Below are 16,174 nucleotides of genomic sequence, written 5' to 3'. Positions count from 1 at the left end.
GGCTAGGCCTTCCGGGTAGCACCCGTGGTTTCGCGCACCACCAGGGGGCCGTCGACCTTGATGGTCATGGGGCGCATCGGCTTGTCGTGGATCGCCATGTCGATGAGGATCTCGGCCGCCCTCTGCCCCATCTCGTAGTTCGGCAGCACCAGCGTCGAAAGCGGTGGATGGGTATAGCGGGCGAGTTCCTGGTCGTCGTAACCCATGACGGAGATGTCGTGCGGCACGCGCAGCCCCTTTTCCTGGACTGCCTCCATGACGCCGATGGCCATCAGGTCGTTGCCGCAGAAGATCGCCGTCGGGGGATTGTCCATCGAGAGAAGCTCGAGCCCCGCCTCGTAGCCGCGCAGCGGCAACCAGTCACCATCGCGCACCAGCGTCTCGTCGAAGGCGATGTCGGCGGTGGCAAGCGCCTGCTTGTAGCCCTTGAGACGGTCCATCGCCGCATCCATCCAGGGCTCGCCGTTGATGAAGCCGATCCGCTTGTGCCCGAGCGACGTCAGATGCGCCGTTGCCGTAAAGCCGCCCGCCACTTCCCCCGGCACGATCGCCACATGCTGGCGCGGCTCGCAGTAACAGTTGAGCAGCACCGTGGGGATGGATTTCAGCGCCGGCGGCACCGAAACCTTGCGCGTGAAGATGGTGGCGTAGATGACACCGGCAATCGCCGGGTCCCGCAGCACGGAGCGCAGCACCGCCTCTTCAAGGTCGGGATTGGAGCGTGTGGCATGCGCCGACACCAGAAGCCCCTGCTCGAAGGCATAGTCACGGATGCCGTCGAGGCTGACGACAGGATGCGGGCTGGTGGAGATTTCGTCGACGATGAAGGCGATCGTATCCTTTTCCACCCGCGGGGCGGTCGCCACCGGACTGCGGGTCGCCGGTAATTGATAACCGATTTTATGAGCAGCCTCGCGCACCTTCTGCTGCGTCTCGGCGGAAATGCGCGAACCGGACATCTCGTTGAGCACGAGCGAGACGCTGGATTGGGAGACGCCGGCGATGCGGGCGATATCCGTCATTGTCGGGCGGCCACTGCCCTGCCTGTCCGAATTGCGTCCGTTTCCCCTGGCCATGCACTGTTCCTCGCCCTCGGCGTGCTTTGCACCGCACGCGGATTTTTTGCAAGTGCTCATAATTTTGGCCCTTGACTGCTAATATTATTAGCGCAAGATTTGCACATGTGAAGCAGGAATTTGCTCACGTCCGGTAGAGGAGCACCGGCCAGAACCTGGGAGGAGAACCCGCTCATGACCATGATTTCCCGTCGCACTTTCATGCTCGCGGCAACGGCCGTCGGCGCGCTCGCCGTTGCAGGCGTCGCGATTGCCGAAGTGCCGAAGCTGGCGCAGAAGGACACCTACAAGGTCGGCTTCGCGCAGACCGAATCCAACAATCCCTGGCGCATCGCCCAGACGAACAGCATGAAGGCCGAGGCCGAGAAGCTCGGCTACCAGCTCGTCTATACGGATGCCGCCGGCTCGGCCGCCAAGCAGGTCGCCGACGTCAACTCGATGATCGCGCAGGGCGTCGACGTCATCTTCCTCGCGCCGCGCGAGGAAAAGCCGCTGATCCCTGCCGTCATGGCCGCGAAGAAGGCCGGCATCCCGGTCATCCTGCTCGACCGCTCGGTCGATCCCTCGCTCGCCAAGGCCGGTGAGGACTACCTGACCTTCATCGGCTCGAACTTCGTCGAGGAAGGCAAGCGCGTCGCCGAATGGCTCGCCAAGAACGCCAACGGCAAATCGAAGATCATCGAGCTGGAAGGCACGACCGGCTCCTCGCCTGCCAATGACCGCAAGAAGGGCTTCGACGAGGCGATCCAGGCCGCCGGCGGCTTCGAGATCGTCGCCTCGCAGACCGGCGACTTCGCCCGTGACAAGGGCCGCCAGGTGGCCGAAGCGCTGCTTCAGGCCCACCCCGATGCCGATATCATCTACGCCCACAATGACGAGATGGCGATGGGCGCCATCGCGGCACTGGAAGCGGCCGGCAAGGTGCCCGGCAAGGATGTGCTGGTTCTCTCCATCGACGGCGGCAAGGAAGCCGTGCAGGCGGTGGTCGACGGCAAGATCGCGGCGGTCGTCGAGTGCAACCCGCGCTTCGGGCCGAAGGCCTTCGAGACGATGCAGCGCTACGCCAAGGGCGAGGCCATCGATCCGATCCTCGTCAACGAAGACAAGTTCTACGACGCCTCCAACGCGGCCGCCGAACTCGCCAACGCCTACTGATCGTAACTCCCAAGCCTTGTGCGGCCGGGGCGGCATCGCCGTCTCGGCCGTTTTTGAACGACCTTCATCCGGTTCGGGTGTAGGCTCGTCATGCGGTTGGGATAGAGGAGGAACCGATGCTTCTGTCCATGCAGGGCATTTCCAAGGCGTTCGCCGGCGTCGCGGCGCTGAAATCCGCCTCGCTCGAAGTCGAGCCAGGAGAAGTCATGGCGCTTGTCGGCCAGAATGGCGCCGGCAAGTCGACGCTGATCAAGATCCTGACCGGCGTCTACCGCCGCGACGAAGGCAGCATCGCCTTCGATGGCAGGCCGGTCGACTTTTCCATGCCTGCCGAGGCGCAAGGCGCCGGCATCGCGACCATCTACCAGGAGATCAACCTTGCCCCGCAGCGTTCGGTGGCAGAAAACATCTACCTCTCCCGCGAACCGAAACGCTTCGGTCTGATCGATCACGCCGCCATGCGCCGCGGCGCCGAGGCCGTGCTGAAGACCTTCAATCTTTCCATCGACGTCGACCGTCCCGTCGCGCATTTCGATGCCGCGACCCGGCAGATGGTGGCCATCGCCCGCGCCGTCACCCAGAACGCCCGGCTCGTCATCATGGACGAGCCGACCTCCTCGCTCGACGAGCGGGAGGTCGCGGTGCTGTTCGAGACGATCCGCACGCTGAAGCGCTCGGGCGTCGCCGTCATCTTCATCGGCCACCGGCTCGACGAACTCTATGCGATCTGCGCCCGCGTGACGATCATGCGGGACGGCCAGACGGTGGCGAAAAGCCCGATGGCAGACATGCCCAAGATGGCGCTGGTGCGCCACATGCTCGGCAAGGAACTCGCCGCCTTCCAGACGATGGCGCCGGACGAAGAGGTGCCCGACCACCCCGTCCGCCTTGCCGTCGAGAACGCGGGCGCAGGCGTGCGCGTGCGCGATGTGAGCTTCGATGTGCGCGAAGGCGAGATTTCGGGCCTCGCCGGCCTGCTCGGCTCCGGCCGCACGGAGACCGCCCGGCTGATCTTCGGCGCCGACAGGATGCAACGCGGCACGATCCGCATGGACGGCCGGGATCGCGCCTATCGCGAACCGGCGGATGCGATTGCCGACGGCATCGGCCTCGTCTCCGAGGATCGCAAGATCGACGGCATCGTGCCCGACATGAGCATCCGCGAAAACATGACCCTGGCGCTGCTGCCGAAGCTGAAGAAGGCCGGCATCGTCGACCGCGCGCGGCAGGACGAGATCGTCACGCGCTATATCCGCGCGCTCGGCGTCAAATGCGCCTCGCCCGACCAGCCGATCAAGGAGCTGTCCGGCGGCAACCAGCAGAAGGTGCTTCTCGCCCGCTGGCTCGCCACCGATCCGCGCGTGCTCATCATCGACGAGCCGACCCGTGGCATCGATATCGGCGCGAAGTCGGAAATCCTCAAGCTCCTGCGCAGCCTCGCCGATGAAGGCCTCAGCGTGTTGATGATCTCCTCCGAGCTGGAGGAACTTCTGGCGGCCGCCGACCGCGTCACCGTACTCAGCGACGGCACGTCGGTCGCAACCCTCCCACGCAAGGACTTGAGCGAGGCGGCGCTGCTTTCCGCCATGGCCCATCAGCTGGGCCCATCAGGTGAAACGGCATGACGACGATCGAGACCCCCGCCCCGCAGCCGTCGGGCACCCTTTCCTCCGGCAGCCGGCTGTTCATGCTGGCCGGCCGCTACGGCACCTTCGTCGCCTTCCTGGCGCTTATCTTCTTCAACATCGCGGTGACGCCGAACTTCCTGTCCTGGCAGACGCTCAACGTGAACCTGACGCAGGTCGCCACCATCGTCATCGTCGCGACGGGCATGACGCTTGTCATCGCCACCGGCGGCATCGACCTGTCCGTCGGCTCGCTGATGGCGATATCGGGGGCTCTCGCGCCGATGATCTTCATGGGCCAGTTCTTCCCGGTCGGGAACATGGCCTTTGCCGTGGCGCTCGCACTGCTACTGCCCGTCGTGGTCGCCAGCCTGTTCGGCCTCTTCAACGGCCTGCTCGTCACACGCTTCGCCATCCAGCCAATCATCGCGACGCTCGTGCTCTTCATCGCCGGCCGTGGCATCGCGCAGGTCATGACCAACGGCAACCTGCAGGTCTTCAAGAACGAAGGCTTCCAGTTCATCGCCCTGGGCCGCATCGTCGGCATTCCCGCGCAGGTCGTGCTGATGGTCGTCATCGCCGTCATCGCCTCGGCCATGATCCGTTACACCGTCATCGGCCGCCAGATCATCGCGGTCGGGGGTAACGAGAAGGCGGCACGACTGACGGGCATTCCGGTCAGGCGCGTCAAGCTGCTCGTCTACATGATCAGCGGGGCGCTTGCCGGCCTTGCCGGCCTCGTCGTGGTGGCGCGCAATTCGGCGAGCGATGCCAATCTCGTCGGCCTCGGCATGGAGCTCGACGCCATTGCCGCCGTCGCCGTCGGCGGCACGCTGCTGACGGGCGGTCGGGCGAACATCGTCGGCACCGTGCTCGGCGCCTTCGTCATCCAGCTCGTGCGCTACACGCTGCTGGCCAATGGCGTACCGGATGCCGCCGCCCTCATCGTCAAGGCCGGGCTGATCGTGCTCGCCGTCTTCATCCAGCAGCGCGCCGACAAGCACTGAGGAGCCCCTTCATGCATGCCCTCCTCCGCCCCTTCGCCATCAAGTCGTCAGGCGATCTCGCCCGCATCGGCGTCATCCTGGCGCTCGCCGGCCTCATCCTGTTCGGCGCACTGCGCTACGACAACTTCCTCTCCCCGTTCAACATCCTGAGCTTCCTGCGCTACAATTCCATGTTCGCGCTGATCGCGCTGGGCATGGCCTTCGTCATCATCACCGGTGGCATCGACCTTTCGGTCGGCGGCACGGCGGCCATGGCAAGCGTGGTAGCGGCACTGCTCTCGCCCTACCACTGGGCGGCCGGTCTCTTCGGCGGCATGGCGGCGGGCCTTGCGGTCGGGGCGCTCAACGGCTTCATCATCACGAAGATGCGCATCCAGCCCTTCATCGCGACACTCGCGACCATGCTGGCGGCCTATGGCACGGGACTGCTGCTCGCGGACAACCAGTCGGTTTCCGTTTCCTACGACACCGGCTTCACCGTCATCGGCCAGGACGATTTCCTCGGCTTCCCCATTCCCGCCTGGATCGGACTTGCGGTCTATGTCCTCGGCTGGCTGGTGCTCGAAAAGCTGCCGGTCGGCCGCCATATCCTGGCGATCGGCGACGGCGAGGCGACGGCCGGACTGATGGGCCTCAAGGTCGAGCGCACGCTCGCCGCCGTCTATCTCGCGTCCGGCACGCTCGCCGGCCTTGCCGGCGTCATTCTCGCCTCGCAATTCGGTGCGGGCCAGCCGACGGAGGGCGTGGGTTGGGAGCTTTTCGCCATCGCCTCCGTCGTCGTCGGCGGAACCTTGCTGACGGGCGGCTCGGGCTCCGTCGGGGCGACGCTCGCCGGCGCGCTCCTGCTCGCCATGGTGTTCAACATCCTGAACTTTGAAAACGGTCTCGGCTGGATTTCCCTCTCCGCCTACTGGCAGTCCGTCATCCGCGGCGCCTTCCTGCTCGTCGTCGTCGTGCTGCAGGCCAAATTGATGGCACGGCACCGCAGCACCTGATCTGACCGGCGCAAAAACAAGAACGCCCGCGTTTCAAGGAAACGCGGGCGTTCTTCGGTTCAAGCCGTGCTTTCAAGGCTTACTTTGCAAGATCGTGCTTCCGGATGCACAGGATCGTGAGGACAACCGCGCAGAATTCCACGGCGGCGATGGTCGTGAGGCCGGTGGTGAACTGTCCGGTGCTCTGCTTGAAGTAGCCGAGGAGCTGCGGAGAGAAATAACCCGCCAGGTTCGCGACCGAGTTGATGATGGCAAGGCCGGCGACGATGGCCGTTCCAGACATGTAGTAGGACGGCAGCTTCCAGAAGACCGGGATGGCACCCATCGTTCCGGCGGCGGAGACGGCAAGACCGAAGATGACGCCGGCAAGGCTGCCGTGGCCGATGGCGAAGGCGCAGATCAACAGGCCGGCCGCGCCGAGGAGAGCCGCGACGGCGGTGTGCCAACGCACTTCCTGAGTCTTGTCCGACAACCAGCCATTGCCCACCATGCCGAGCCAGCCGCAGAGATAGATCCCGGACATGATCCAGCCGAGCGTCGAGATATCGGTAATACCGGCTTCCTTGACGAGGCTCGGGCCATAGAAGACGAGGGTCGCGTTGCCCGCCACGATGCAGAAGAAGATCCCGATGAGCGCCCACATGGCCGGGCTGCTCAGCGACTTCCACACATTGTGCTCGCGGTGAGACAGGGTCTTGTCTTCCGCCGACATCTCCTCGTGGACATGCTGCTTCTGGGTTGCCGTCAGCCAGCGCGCATTTTCCGGCTTGTCGCTGAGGATGAAGTAGGCCGCGATGCCGGCGATGATCGACGGAATGCCCTCGATGATGAACAGCCACTGCCAGCCGCTGTGACCCGCCGCGCCGTTGAAGTGCGACATGATGAAGGCGGCGATCGGGCTGCCGAGCATCAGCGAAAGGGCCGAAGCGGAGATGAAGAAGGCGAGCGCCTTGCCCCGGCGGTGCGAGGGAAGCCAGTAGGTGAGGTAGAGAATGACGCCCGGCTGAAGACCGGCTTCAAACGCGCCCATAAGGAAACGCAGGAGATAGAACTGCCACGGGCTGACGACGAACGCCATCAGGACACAGGTCACACCCCAGCCGAGGGCGATGCGCATGATGGTCTTCGGCGCGCCGATGCGCTGGAGCACGAGATTGCTCGGCAGCTCGAACAGGAAATAGCCAAGGAAGAAGATACCGGCGCCCGCGCCATAGACCGCGTCGGACCATTGCAGTTCGTCCATCATCGTCAGCTTGGCGAAGCCGACATTGACGCGGTCGATCCATGCAAGGAACCACACGAGGGTGAGGAACGGGATGAGACGCCAGATTATCTTGCGAAAGGTGGCGTCGCGCTCGCCGGCATTGGCGCGCGAAATGCTCGTATCAAGGTTGTCCATAGGCGGAAGCCCCCCATAAGTAGGCCGTGTTTCATCGAGGTCGTTATTATGCTGCCTGGCGGCAGGGACGGCCGAAGGGGAGATTTCGGACCTTGCTGAAAGGTCCACTCTTTGATGCGACATTGCAAGTTATGGGTAGCAATAGTAGATATAACAGATCATTATGACCAACCAGATGGATCATAAGCTACCCCTTCTCGACACGCAGACCTTGCAGGTGCTCCACACGCTGCTGGTCGAGCGCAGCGTCACGAAAACGGCCGTGCGGCTGGACCAGTCGCAACCGGCGATCAGCATCGTCCTGAAACGCCTGCGCACGTTGTTCGGCGACGAATTGCTGGTGCGCACCGGCAACCGGATGGTGCCGACGGCGCGCGGCGAGGCGTTGCAGCCGATCCTGCGGGACGCGCTCGACAGCCTCTCCAGGATCTTCGCGACGAAGGAAGCGTTCGATCCGGCGACGTCCCGTGCCTCCTGGCATATCGGCTGCCCCGACTACCTTGCGACGGTCTATCTGGCGGAAGTCGTCGGCATCCTGCGCAAGGAGGCGCCCAACACCCGCATAACAGTTTTTCCGCTGGGGAAAGATTTGCGCGTCGCGGACGCACTCTCGGACGGCACGCTCGACCTCGTGATCGGCAACTGGCCGGAGCCGCCGGAGAACCTCCACACGGCGCCGCTCCTGGCGGACGATCTCGTCTGCCTCCTGGCTAAGGATCATCCGCTCGCCGGCGGCATGACCGCCGAACAATATTTCGAGGCCGGGCACATCGTCCCCTCGCCCTTCGCAACAGCCCATCGCGGCGTGATCGACCAGCATCTCAGCCGGATGAAGGCGACGCGCAATGCGATGATCACCGTGCCGTTCTTCAGCATGGCGCCGCATATCCTGGCCAATACGGATCTCATCTTCACGATCAGCCGGCACTTCGCCAAATACTATTCCGACCTTCTCCCGCTTTCCATCTGCCCCTGCCCCATCGATTATCCCAAGATGGAATTCTACCTGCTGTGGCACGCCCGCAGCCAGCGGGACGATGCGCACAAGTGGCTGCGAAGCGTTCTCACCCGCGCCTCCCAGAAGCTGAACATCAGCCCCGGGGGTACGGGTTAAGTCCCGGCTGCACCTCCGCTATTTCAAGTCCCGACGCTGGCTGAATCCTCCGCGGCCCGGCGCGCGGCGCGGCCTGTCGCACCCTAGCAGAAAGGGCCGGTGCGGAGCGGTGCCGGTCCCCTGCCCCGAGGGTCATACCTGTACGGAGGATGTATTTACTCCCCACCCCCCTGCTTCCTAGCCTGACGCATATCCCCGCCGTTGCGTACCGGCGGTGGGAGGAACCAGACGCATCATGGAAGGGAGGGGAAATGGGGACGTTGATTCCGCTTCTCCGCGCCGGCTTTGCCGCAGCGCGCAACGGAGGCCTGTCGTAGTGGAGATTTTTGCAACAGCAGCCCTCAACGCCCTGACGGTCATCGGCATTCTCGCCCTGATCGGCCTCGGCCTCACCATCAGCTTCGGCCTGATGAACGTCACCAACCTCGCCCATGGCGAATTCGTCACGGTCGGCGCCTTCACCGTCTACTTCGTGCAGAGCCTTGGCGGCTCCTTCTGGCTCGGCCTCGTCATCGCGCCGTTCTCGGCCGCCATTGCCGGCATGCTGCTGGAATGGCTGGTGCTGCGCCATCTCTACGAGCGGCCGGCGGCGGTGATCCTCGCCACGCTCGGCGCCAGCCTCGTCCTCCAGCAGAGCCTGGAATTCCTGTTCGGCCACGGCGCAAAGCCGGTTTCCGCGCCCTTTTCCGGCACGGTCGACCTCGGCTTCACCGCCTATCCGGCCCACCGGGTGCTCGTCATCCTCGTGTCCTTCGCCGCGCTTGCCGGTGTGCATTTCATCATGCGCCGCACCGGCTTCGGCCTCGACATGCGCACCGTCATCCAGAACCGTGACATGGCCGAAGCCGTGGGCATCAACACGCGGCGCACCTTCGCCGTGGCCTTCGCCTTCGGTGCGGCGCTCGCCGGTCTTGCCGGCGCGCTGATCGCCCCGCTCGCCTCGGTGCTGCCGCAGATGGGCGTCTCCTATCTCGCCAACGCCTTCTTCGTCGTCATCGTCGGCGGCGCGGGCTCGGTGGGCGGGGTCGTTGCCGGCAGCTCCTTCATCGGCGGGCTCACCACCTTCTTCAACTACCAGCTCGATCCGTCGCTGTCGCAGGCCCTGGTGCTGCTCGCCGCCATCGTCATGGTGCGGCTGCGCCCGCACGGCATCGTCGCCATCAAGGGGCGCCAGTCATGAGAGCCTATCGCTGGGTTTCGGTTTTCGCCGCCGGGCTTGCCTTCCTCGCCCTCTATCCTGCCTTCGCCGGTTCCTATGACCTGACGGTCATGCGCGACGCGCTGATCTTCGCCATGTTCGCGGTCGGCCTGGATCTGTTCTGGGGCCGCACCGGCATTCTCTGCTTCGGTCACGCCGCCTTCTTCGGCGTCGGCGGCTATGCCATGGCGCTCGTCACACTTTCGCCGGACATGCCGGCTCCCGCCGTGCTCGGCCTGCTGGCCGCCGTTGCCCTGCCGGCGCTGCTGGCCGCCATCGTCGGCTACTTCCTGTTCTATGGCGGCGTGCGCGGCAGCTATTTCACCATCGTCACACTGGCGCTCTCGGTCATCGCCCAGCAGGTGGTGATCGCCTGGAGTTCGGTGACCGGCGGCGATACCGGACTGCTCGGCATTCCACCCCTCGCCTTCGGTTCGTTCGATCTTTCGGGCGACCTTGCAAGCTACGGGCTCGTCGCCGTGCTGCTCGCCCTGCTGCTCGCCGGCCTGCGTCTCCTGACGCGCGGCCGCTGGGGTCAGGTGCTGAAGGCCATCGGCGACAATGAGGTGCGCGCCGCCGCCCTCGGCCACGACGCTCCGGCGCGCCTGACCGTCGCCTTCGTGCTGTCTGCGGCCATCGCCGGCTTTGCCGGCGCCCTCTACGTCTCCGCCTCGGGCGTCGTCGCGCCCGACATGATCGGCCTCGCGCTCTCCACCGAAGCCGTCGCCTGGGTGGTCATCGGCGGACGCGGCACGCTCATCGGCCCCGTCATCGGCGCCGTGCTGGTGCAGCGCGCCCAGCAGGAGATCAGCAGCTTCAACCCGGTCGTCTGGCCGATGATCATCGGCCTGATGTTCGTCGCCGTCGCCTTCCTGCAATCGGAAGCGGTCGAGCGTTTCGCCAGGCGCCTCGCCAGCCGCAAGAGCGAGGTCGCACCATGAACGCCATCCTGTTGCAAGCGGACGGCATCGGCATGCGCTTCGACGGTTTCCAGGCGCTTGCCGAGGTCGACTACGACGTGAAGGAAAATTCGGTCGCCTGCATCATCGGCCCGAACGGGGCGGGCAAGAGCACGTTCCTCAACATCATCACCGGGACCCTGGCGCCGACAGCAGGCAGCGTGCGCTTCGCCGGCCATGCCATTGCCGGCCTGCCGCCACACCGCATCGCGCGGCTCGGCATCGCCCGGAAGTTCCAGATCCCCTCCGTCTTCCCGACCATGACGGTGGAGGAGAACATCGACGTGGCGCTGTGGGGCGGCCGGGCAACGGAGAGCGCGGCCGAGATGCTCGAGATGATCGGCCTTTCCACCCGGCGGCAGACGCTCGCCGGAGACCTTGCCCATGGCGAGAAGCAATGGCTGGAAATCGGCATGGCAATCGCGACCGGCCCGAAGCTGCTACTGCTCGACGAGCCTACCGCCGGCATGACGCCGGAAGAAACCCGCGCCACCGCCGATCTCGTGCACCGCTTGAGCAGCCGCTGCGCCATCGTCGCCGTGGAGCACGACATCAACTTCGTGCGCGCGCTCGACGCCGATACGCTGGTGCTGCACCAGGGCCGGTTCTTCCGCCGGGCGCCTTTCGCCGAGATCGAAGCCGACGATGCCGTGCGCGACGTCTATCTGGGGAGGCGCTGACATGCTGCAGTGCAAGGATATCCGCTCCGGCTACGGCCACCTGCCGGTGCTGCACGGGGTCGATCTTGAGGTTTCGGCCGGCGAGGTCGTGGCCGTGCTCGGCCGCAACGGCGTCGGCAAGACGACGCTCCTGAAGACTCTCGCCGGCGCGCTTGCCTTGCGATCCGGCAGGCTGGACCTCGACGGCGAGGATGTGAGCCGCCTCGTCGCCCATCGCCGGGCGCGCGCCGGCATCGCCCATGTGCCGCAGGGCCGCGGTATCTTCGGCCGGCTGACGGTGGAGGAAAACCTGACCGTCGGCACCCGCGCGGCAGGCAGCCGGGCGCGCAAGACCGTGCTCGACGAGGTCTTTTCCTTCTTCCCCGTGCTGCGCGACCGGCGCGGCGAGACCGCCGGCAATTTCTCCGGCGGCCAGCAGCAGCAGCTCGCCATCGCCCGCGCGCTCTGCGGCGCGCCGAAGGTACTGCTCCTCGACGAACCCTCGGAGGGCATCCAGCCCAACATCGTGCACGAAATCGGCGCGCTCATTCCCAAGCTCGCGCAGCAATACGGCATCGCCGTGCTGCTGGTCGAACAGAACCTCGATCTCGTGGCGCATGCCGCCACGCGCTGCCTGTTCATGGACAAGGGGCGGATCGTTCACGCCGTTCCGACATCCGCGCTGTCAGACGAAAACCTGCTGAAGAACCTGCTCGCCCTGTAACTCGCCTTGCAACTCGCCAAGCAACTCGCCCGCAACTCGCCTTGTAACGACCATCGACCAAGAAGGGGAATGACCATGACCTATTCCATCACCCGCCGAACCATGTTGAAGGGCGGCGCCGCCGCTGCCTTCGCCGCCACCGGACTTGGCGCACCGGGCATCCTGCGTGCCGCCGACACGGTCAAGGTCGGCCTGTCGATCCCGATCACCGGCCTTCAGGCCATCCTCGGCGAAACGCTGCTCAACTGCTACAAGATGGCCGCCGATGAGCTGAATGCCAAGGACGGCATCGGCGGGCGCAAGATCGAACTCATCGTCGAGGACAATCAGACCAGCACCAAGGGCTCGATCGACAAGGCGCGCAAGCTGATCGGCCAGGACGAAGTCGACGTGATCATGGGCAACATCATCTCCGTCGAGCGCAGCGCCACGCTCTCCGTCACCAAACGCGCCAAGAAGCTGTTCTTCTACCCCACCCAGTTCGAAGGCGGCGAGTGCGATCCCTACTTCGTCGCCATGGGCGCCATTCCGCCGCAGGAAGTCGATCCCGTCGTGCCGTGGATCGTCGAGAACATCGGCAAGAGCGTCTATATCCTCGGATCCGACTACGCCTGGCCGCGCAAGATGACCGAGGCGATCACCGCCGCACTCGACAAGGCCGGCGGCAAGCTGGTCGGCGCCGATTTCTATCCCTTCGGCACGCAGGACTTCGGCCCCGCCTTCCAGAAGATCAAGGACGTGAACCCCGACTTCGTCTGGAGCATGGTGGTCGGCAACGACGGCCTCGCCCAGCTCAAGCAGTATCGCAGCTTCGACATCAAGCCGCCGATGGTCGGCCCGTCCGATGACGTGATGATCCAGGAAACGCCGGAGCTTGCAGCAGGCACCTACGCCGCCCACTCCTATTTCATGGCCGTCGACACGCCGCAGAACAAGCGTTTCATCGAGAGTTACCGCGCCCTCTACGGCGCCGAGAAGATGGTCAACACCATCGGCGAGTCCGGCTACAACAGCCTCTATCTCTACGCAGCCGCGGCCGCCAAGGCTGGCTCCGTCGAGGACGCCAAGGTGCTGGAAGCCCTGCCGACCGTGGAATTCGAGGCGCCGCAAGGGCTCGTGCGCATCGACAAGAGCAACAACCACTGCGTCCTGCACTCGTTCTTCGCCAAGGTGGACGACAAGGGCCGTCAGTTCGAGGTGGTGAAGGATTTCGGCGCGATCACGCCCGTCACCCCCTACTGCACGCTCTGATTCCAGAAGCCTGCGGCGGCGTGCCGCCGCAGGCATTCCTCCCTGCCAGCCGAGAAGAAAACCGCCATGCAAGCCTCCACCGTCATCCGCAATGCCCGCGTGCTCACCATGGACGAAGCAAAGCCCCGCGCGGAAGCCATCGCCATTGCCGGCAACCGCATCCTGGCCGTCGGCAGCGATGCCGAGATCGCGGCTCTTGTCGGCCCGCAGACGCGTGAGGTCGATGCCCGCGGCGCGACGGTCCTGCCCGGCTTCAACGAAAGCCATATGCATATCTTCGGCGGCTCGGCCGGGCTCAACACGCTCTCGCTCTTCGGCCTGCGCGGCTTCGACAAGCTCAAGGCCGCCCTGCAGCGCTTTGCCGCCGAGCATCCGGACAGCAAGCTCATCGTCGGCATGTCCGCCGAATACACGATCATTTCCGAAACGGACAATCTCACGCGGCACGACCTCGACGCCATCATCGCCGACCGGCCCGTCGTCCTGATGGCGCCGGATCACCACACCGCCTGGGCCAATACGCTGGCGCTGAAAATGGCCGGCCTGCTCGAGGGGCGCGATGTCGGCGTCGGCAACGAGGTGGTCATGGCGGCGGACGGCCTTGCCCATGGGGAACTGCGCGAAATCAACGCCATGGGTCCGGTCTTCGCGCTCGGCGACACGGGCGGGCGCGAGGGTCTCGGCGTCGAGACCGGCGGCGAGCCCGACCATGTGACGGACGCGGATCGCGCCGCCGATATCGCCGTGCTGAAGCGAGGCCTTGCCTATTGCGCCTCGCTCGGCATCACCTCGCTCCAGAACATGGACGGCAATCTCTACCAGCTCGAACTGATGGAGGAGATCGAGAAGACCGACGGCCTTCCCGTGCGCGTGCGCATCCCCTTCCACATGAAGAGCTTCATGCCGCTCGCCGACCTCGAAACCAAGGCCGCCGCCTGGCATGCCCGCTTCACCTCAGACCGGCTGCGCTGCGATTTCGTCAAGATGTTCATGGATGGCGTCGCCCAGTCCGGCACGGCGCTCTTCATCGAGGATTATGCCAACCGTCCGGGCTGGACGGGTACCCCCCTCTTCACCCAGGCGCATTTCGACGAGATCTCGATTGCCGCCGACAAGCTCGGCCTGTCGATCGCCGTGCACGCCATCGGCGACGGCGCGGTGCGCATGGTGCTGAACGGCTATGAAGCGGTCATTGCCGCAAACGGCCCGCGCGACCGGCGCAACCGGATCGAACATGCCGAGATCGTGCATCCCGACGACACGGAACGCTTCGGCACGCTCGGCGTCGTCGCCTCCATGCAGCCGACCCATCCGCCGGGCAGCGCGGGCACGCCGCTGGAGCCCTATGTCTCCTGCGTCGGCGAGGCGCGCTGGCAATATTGTTTCCCCTGGCGCAAGCTCGTCGATACCGGCGCGAAGATCGTCTTCGGCACGGACTGGCCCGTTTCGCCGCTCTCGCCGATCAGCTGCATCTACGACGCCATGAACCGCAAGGTCTGGCGGGCCGATGTTCCCGATCACCGTCTGACACTTACCGAGACACTCGCCGCCTATACGCGCACCAGCGCCTGGCTCGAATATATGGAAGACCGCAAGGGCATTCTGCGCGCGGGTTATCTGGCCGATATCGTCGTGTTGTCGGGCGATATCGAGGCCGTGGGCGTGGACAGGATCAACACGCTCACGCCCGTCCTGACGCTGTGCGACGGTCGCGTCACCTATGAGGCCTAGAGCAGCAGGAACGGCGCGCGGGATCGCCTGCAACCGACGGGACGGGCCGTTTGCGCGCCCTTACTCAGTTCAGGTAGTGCTCCAGCGGATCGTCGTAGAGATTGGGCGCCGCGGATACGGAGGCGATGAAAAGCGAGAAGAGTTCGGTCTGCGAGGTGATGTCGAGCTTGGCGTAGAGGTTGCTGCGATGCAGCTTCACCGTCGTCTCGGAGATCGACAGTTGCTCCGCGGCCCCCTTCAGCGAGTAGCCGCGCAGGATCAGCCGGGCGATTTCGCATTCCCGCTCGGTGAGCACGCTGGTGCCGAACCGGCTCATCGCATGCTGAAGCGCCGGGCCGAGCGGATTTGCCGAGGGCGTGTCGCTTGCCGGGTTGAGATCGCTCCAATGGCGCGCCACCGCCGAACGCAGCAATGGTTCCAGGTCCTGCAGGACGCCGATATCCCCGGCCTCGAAGGGACCGTTGACCGCCTGCCGGCTCAACGAAATGGCGAAGGTGACGTGTTCGTCCATCCTGAAAAGGTAGTTGAACTCATCGCCGAAACCGACGTCGCGATAATATTCCCGGTAATATTGGGTATGGGTGAAATTCGAGGGTGCGATTTCGCTCAGCGCATAGAGCCCGTCCACCGGCTCTTCGACCGCGATCCCGTAGAAGGGATCGCGCAGATAGGGGCCGCCGAGATATTTCTGCAGGCCGAGTATGCCGCGCTTCGTCGTCCAGTCATGGAAGAGCAGCCGGGGGCTGCGGTCCTTCTGGTAGATCAGCAGCAGGGCAGCGTCGATGGGCAATTCCCGCTTCAGGGCCGTCGTCAGCTCCGTCTCGAAACTGGCACGACCCGCGCAGCCGATCAGGCGTGTCGCCAGATCGTATTTCCCCGCAACGGGCAGGGTTTCCCCCCTCATGGCCATGGATGCGGATCTCCCCAGAACGCACTGCCGGCACCGCGCCGAATGAGCGCGCGATATCTGCCTCGAACTATAGAACGTGGCCGGAGCGCTGGCAAATTTTTACCGAACCGGCGGCAATGCGCCCGGCCGACAGGAGGCTTTCAATGACCGTTGTAGACAGCACGATCTCTGCATTGCGTGGTGCGCTTGAGGCTGGGGAGGTTTCGAGCGTCGGGCTTGTTGCGGCGTATCTGACCCGCATCGCCCGCTACGACCGCCACGGCATCGCCCTCAACGCCGTGCCCGTCCTCAACCCCGCCATGTTCGCAGAAGCCCATGCTTCCGATCTCCGGCGCGCCCGCGGCGAATGCCTCGGCCCCCTCGACGGCATC

General features: G+C 65.0%; 14 protein-coding genes and 1 pseudogene. 12 read left to right on the top strand and 3 right to left on the bottom strand.

Annotation, left to right across the window (positions count from 1 at the left end):
- Positions 1-2: 2 nt before the first annotated feature.
- Positions 3-1,076, bottom strand: coding sequence for a LacI family DNA-binding transcriptional regulator (locus V8U06_RS21670; RefSeq protein WP_226922221.1), 1,074 nt, complete (start codon positions 1,074-1,076; stop codon positions 3-5).
- Between the two features lie 174 nt (positions 1,077-1,250).
- Here V8U06_RS21670 and V8U06_RS21665 point away from each other — a divergent pair, with 174 nt between their 5' ends.
- The 4 genes from V8U06_RS21665 to V8U06_RS21650 all read left to right on the top strand — a co-directional run bounded on the left by V8U06_RS21665 (position 1,251) and on the right by V8U06_RS21650 (position 5,858).
- Complete coding sequence (locus tag V8U06_RS21665) at positions 1,251-2,231, top strand: ABC transporter substrate-binding protein (RefSeq protein WP_226922222.1); 981 nt, start codon at positions 1,251-1,253, stop codon at positions 2,229-2,231.
- 116 nt (positions 2,232-2,347) lie between these two features.
- Positions 2,348-3,856: a sugar ABC transporter ATP-binding protein gene (locus V8U06_RS21660; protein WP_427142467.1), complete on the top strand. Its 1,509-nt coding sequence runs from the start codon at positions 2,348-2,350 to the stop codon at positions 3,854-3,856.
- The gene (locus V8U06_RS21655; RefSeq protein WP_427142466.1) at positions 3,853-4,863 is read left to right on the top strand and encodes an ABC transporter permease; all 1,011 of its coding nucleotides are present in this window, start codon (positions 3,853-3,855) and stop codon (positions 4,861-4,863) included. Before V8U06_RS21660 ends, V8U06_RS21655 begins: the two co-directional genes overlap by 4 nt.
- An 11-nt stretch (positions 4,864-4,874) precedes the next feature.
- The gene (locus tag V8U06_RS21650) at positions 4,875-5,858 is read left to right on the top strand and encodes an ABC transporter permease (protein ID WP_427142465.1); all 984 of its coding nucleotides are present in this window, start codon (positions 4,875-4,877) and stop codon (positions 5,856-5,858) included.
- Positions 5,859-5,937: 79 nt separating this feature from the next.
- Here V8U06_RS21650 and V8U06_RS21645 read toward each other — a convergent pair whose 3' ends face one another.
- Positions 5,938-7,257 carry an MFS transporter gene (locus tag V8U06_RS21645; protein WP_427142464.1) on the bottom strand — a complete coding sequence of 440 codons (1,320 nt, stop codon included), beginning with the start codon at positions 7,255-7,257 and terminating at the stop codon, positions 5,938-5,940.
- A gap of 163 nt (positions 7,258-7,420) precedes the next feature.
- On the opposite strand from V8U06_RS21645, the gene V8U06_RS21640 reads away from it, so the two are divergent.
- From V8U06_RS21640 to V8U06_RS21610, 7 genes are all read left to right on the top strand, one after another.
- On the top strand, positions 7,421-8,371 hold the full coding sequence (locus V8U06_RS21640) for a LysR family transcriptional regulator (RefSeq protein ID WP_427142463.1): 951 nt from the start codon (positions 7,421-7,423) through the stop codon (positions 8,369-8,371).
- Positions 8,372-8,687: 316 nt separating this feature from the next.
- Entirely contained in the window at positions 8,688-9,551 is an 864-nt protein-coding gene (locus V8U06_RS21635; protein WP_427142462.1) for a branched-chain amino acid ABC transporter permease, read from the top strand.
- Positions 9,548-10,510, top strand: coding sequence for a branched-chain amino acid ABC transporter permease (locus tag V8U06_RS21630; protein WP_427142461.1), 963 nt, complete (start codon positions 9,548-9,550; stop codon positions 10,508-10,510). Before V8U06_RS21635 ends, V8U06_RS21630 begins: the two co-directional genes overlap by 4 nt.
- Entirely contained in the window at positions 10,507-11,208 is a 702-nt protein-coding gene (locus tag V8U06_RS21625; protein WP_427142460.1) for an ATP-binding cassette domain-containing protein, read from the top strand. The genes V8U06_RS21630 and V8U06_RS21625 overlap by 4 nt, the downstream gene beginning before the upstream one ends.
- Before the next feature lies 1 nt (position 11,209).
- On the top strand, positions 11,210-11,911 hold the full coding sequence (locus V8U06_RS21620; protein ID WP_427142459.1) for an ABC transporter ATP-binding protein: 702 nt from the start codon (positions 11,210-11,212) through the stop codon (positions 11,909-11,911).
- 75 nt (positions 11,912-11,986) lie between these two features.
- Complete coding sequence (locus tag V8U06_RS21615) at positions 11,987-13,162, top strand: substrate-binding protein (protein ID WP_427142458.1); 1,176 nt, start codon at positions 11,987-11,989, stop codon at positions 13,160-13,162.
- A gap of 66 nt (positions 13,163-13,228) precedes the next feature.
- Complete coding sequence (locus V8U06_RS21610; protein ID WP_427142457.1) at positions 13,229-14,893, top strand: amidohydrolase; 1,665 nt, start codon at positions 13,229-13,231, stop codon at positions 14,891-14,893.
- Between the two features lie 64 nt (positions 14,894-14,957).
- On the opposite strand, the gene V8U06_RS21605 is transcribed toward V8U06_RS21610, so the two are convergent.
- Entirely contained in the window at positions 14,958-15,803 is an 846-nt protein-coding gene (locus V8U06_RS21605) for a helix-turn-helix transcriptional regulator (protein ID WP_427142456.1), read from the bottom strand.
- 143 nt (positions 15,804-15,946) lie between these two features.
- On the opposite strand from V8U06_RS21605, the pseudogene V8U06_RS21600 reads away from it, so the two are divergent.
- Positions 15,947-16,174 (top strand): annotated as a pseudogene (locus V8U06_RS21600) (amidase); the annotation flags it as partial.

Origin of the sequence: Shinella sp. G-2 (genome assembly GCF_050172695.1) — a bacterium.
Taxonomy (GTDB): domain Bacteria; phylum Pseudomonadota; class Alphaproteobacteria; order Rhizobiales; family Rhizobiaceae; genus Shinella.
This window is presented reverse-complemented; position numbering and strand designations above follow the sequence as displayed.

What these genes read in the sequence shown, in the direction of transcription:
- V8U06_RS21660 (WP_427142467.1), top strand. Translation starts at nt 2,348, where the DNA reads ATGCTTCTGTCCATGCAGGGCATTTCCAAGGCGTTCGCCGGCGTCGCG.
- V8U06_RS21630 (WP_427142461.1), top strand. Translation starts at nt 9,548, where the DNA reads ATGAGAGCCTATCGCTGGGTTTCGGTTTTCGCCGCCGGGCTTGCCTTC.
- V8U06_RS21605 (WP_427142456.1), bottom strand. Translation starts at nt 15,803, where the DNA reads ATGGCCATGAGGGGGGAAACCCTGCCCGTTGCGGGGAAATACGATCTG.
- V8U06_RS21670 (WP_226922221.1), bottom strand. Translation starts at nt 1,076, where the DNA reads ATGGCCAGGGGAAACGGACGCAATTCGGACAGGCAGGGCAGTGGCCGC.
- V8U06_RS21620 (WP_427142459.1), top strand. Translation starts at nt 11,210, where the DNA reads ATGCTGCAGTGCAAGGATATCCGCTCCGGCTACGGCCACCTGCCGGTG.
- V8U06_RS21645 (WP_427142464.1), bottom strand. Translation starts at nt 7,257, where the DNA reads ATGGACAACCTTGATACGAGCATTTCGCGCGCCAATGCCGGCGAGCGC.
- V8U06_RS21650 (WP_427142465.1), top strand. Translation starts at nt 4,875, where the DNA reads ATGCATGCCCTCCTCCGCCCCTTCGCCATCAAGTCGTCAGGCGATCTC.
- V8U06_RS21655 (WP_427142466.1), top strand. Translation starts at nt 3,853, where the DNA reads ATGACGACGATCGAGACCCCCGCCCCGCAGCCGTCGGGCACCCTTTCC.
- V8U06_RS21615 (WP_427142458.1), top strand. Translation starts at nt 11,987, where the DNA reads ATGACCTATTCCATCACCCGCCGAACCATGTTGAAGGGCGGCGCCGCC.
- V8U06_RS21665 (WP_226922222.1), top strand. Translation starts at nt 1,251, where the DNA reads ATGACCATGATTTCCCGTCGCACTTTCATGCTCGCGGCAACGGCCGTC.
- V8U06_RS21625 (WP_427142460.1), top strand. Translation starts at nt 10,507, where the DNA reads ATGAACGCCATCCTGTTGCAAGCGGACGGCATCGGCATGCGCTTCGAC.
- V8U06_RS21610 (WP_427142457.1), top strand. Translation starts at nt 13,229, where the DNA reads ATGCAAGCCTCCACCGTCATCCGCAATGCCCGCGTGCTCACCATGGAC.
- V8U06_RS21640 (WP_427142463.1), top strand. Translation starts at nt 7,421, where the DNA reads ATGACCAACCAGATGGATCATAAGCTACCCCTTCTCGACACGCAGACC.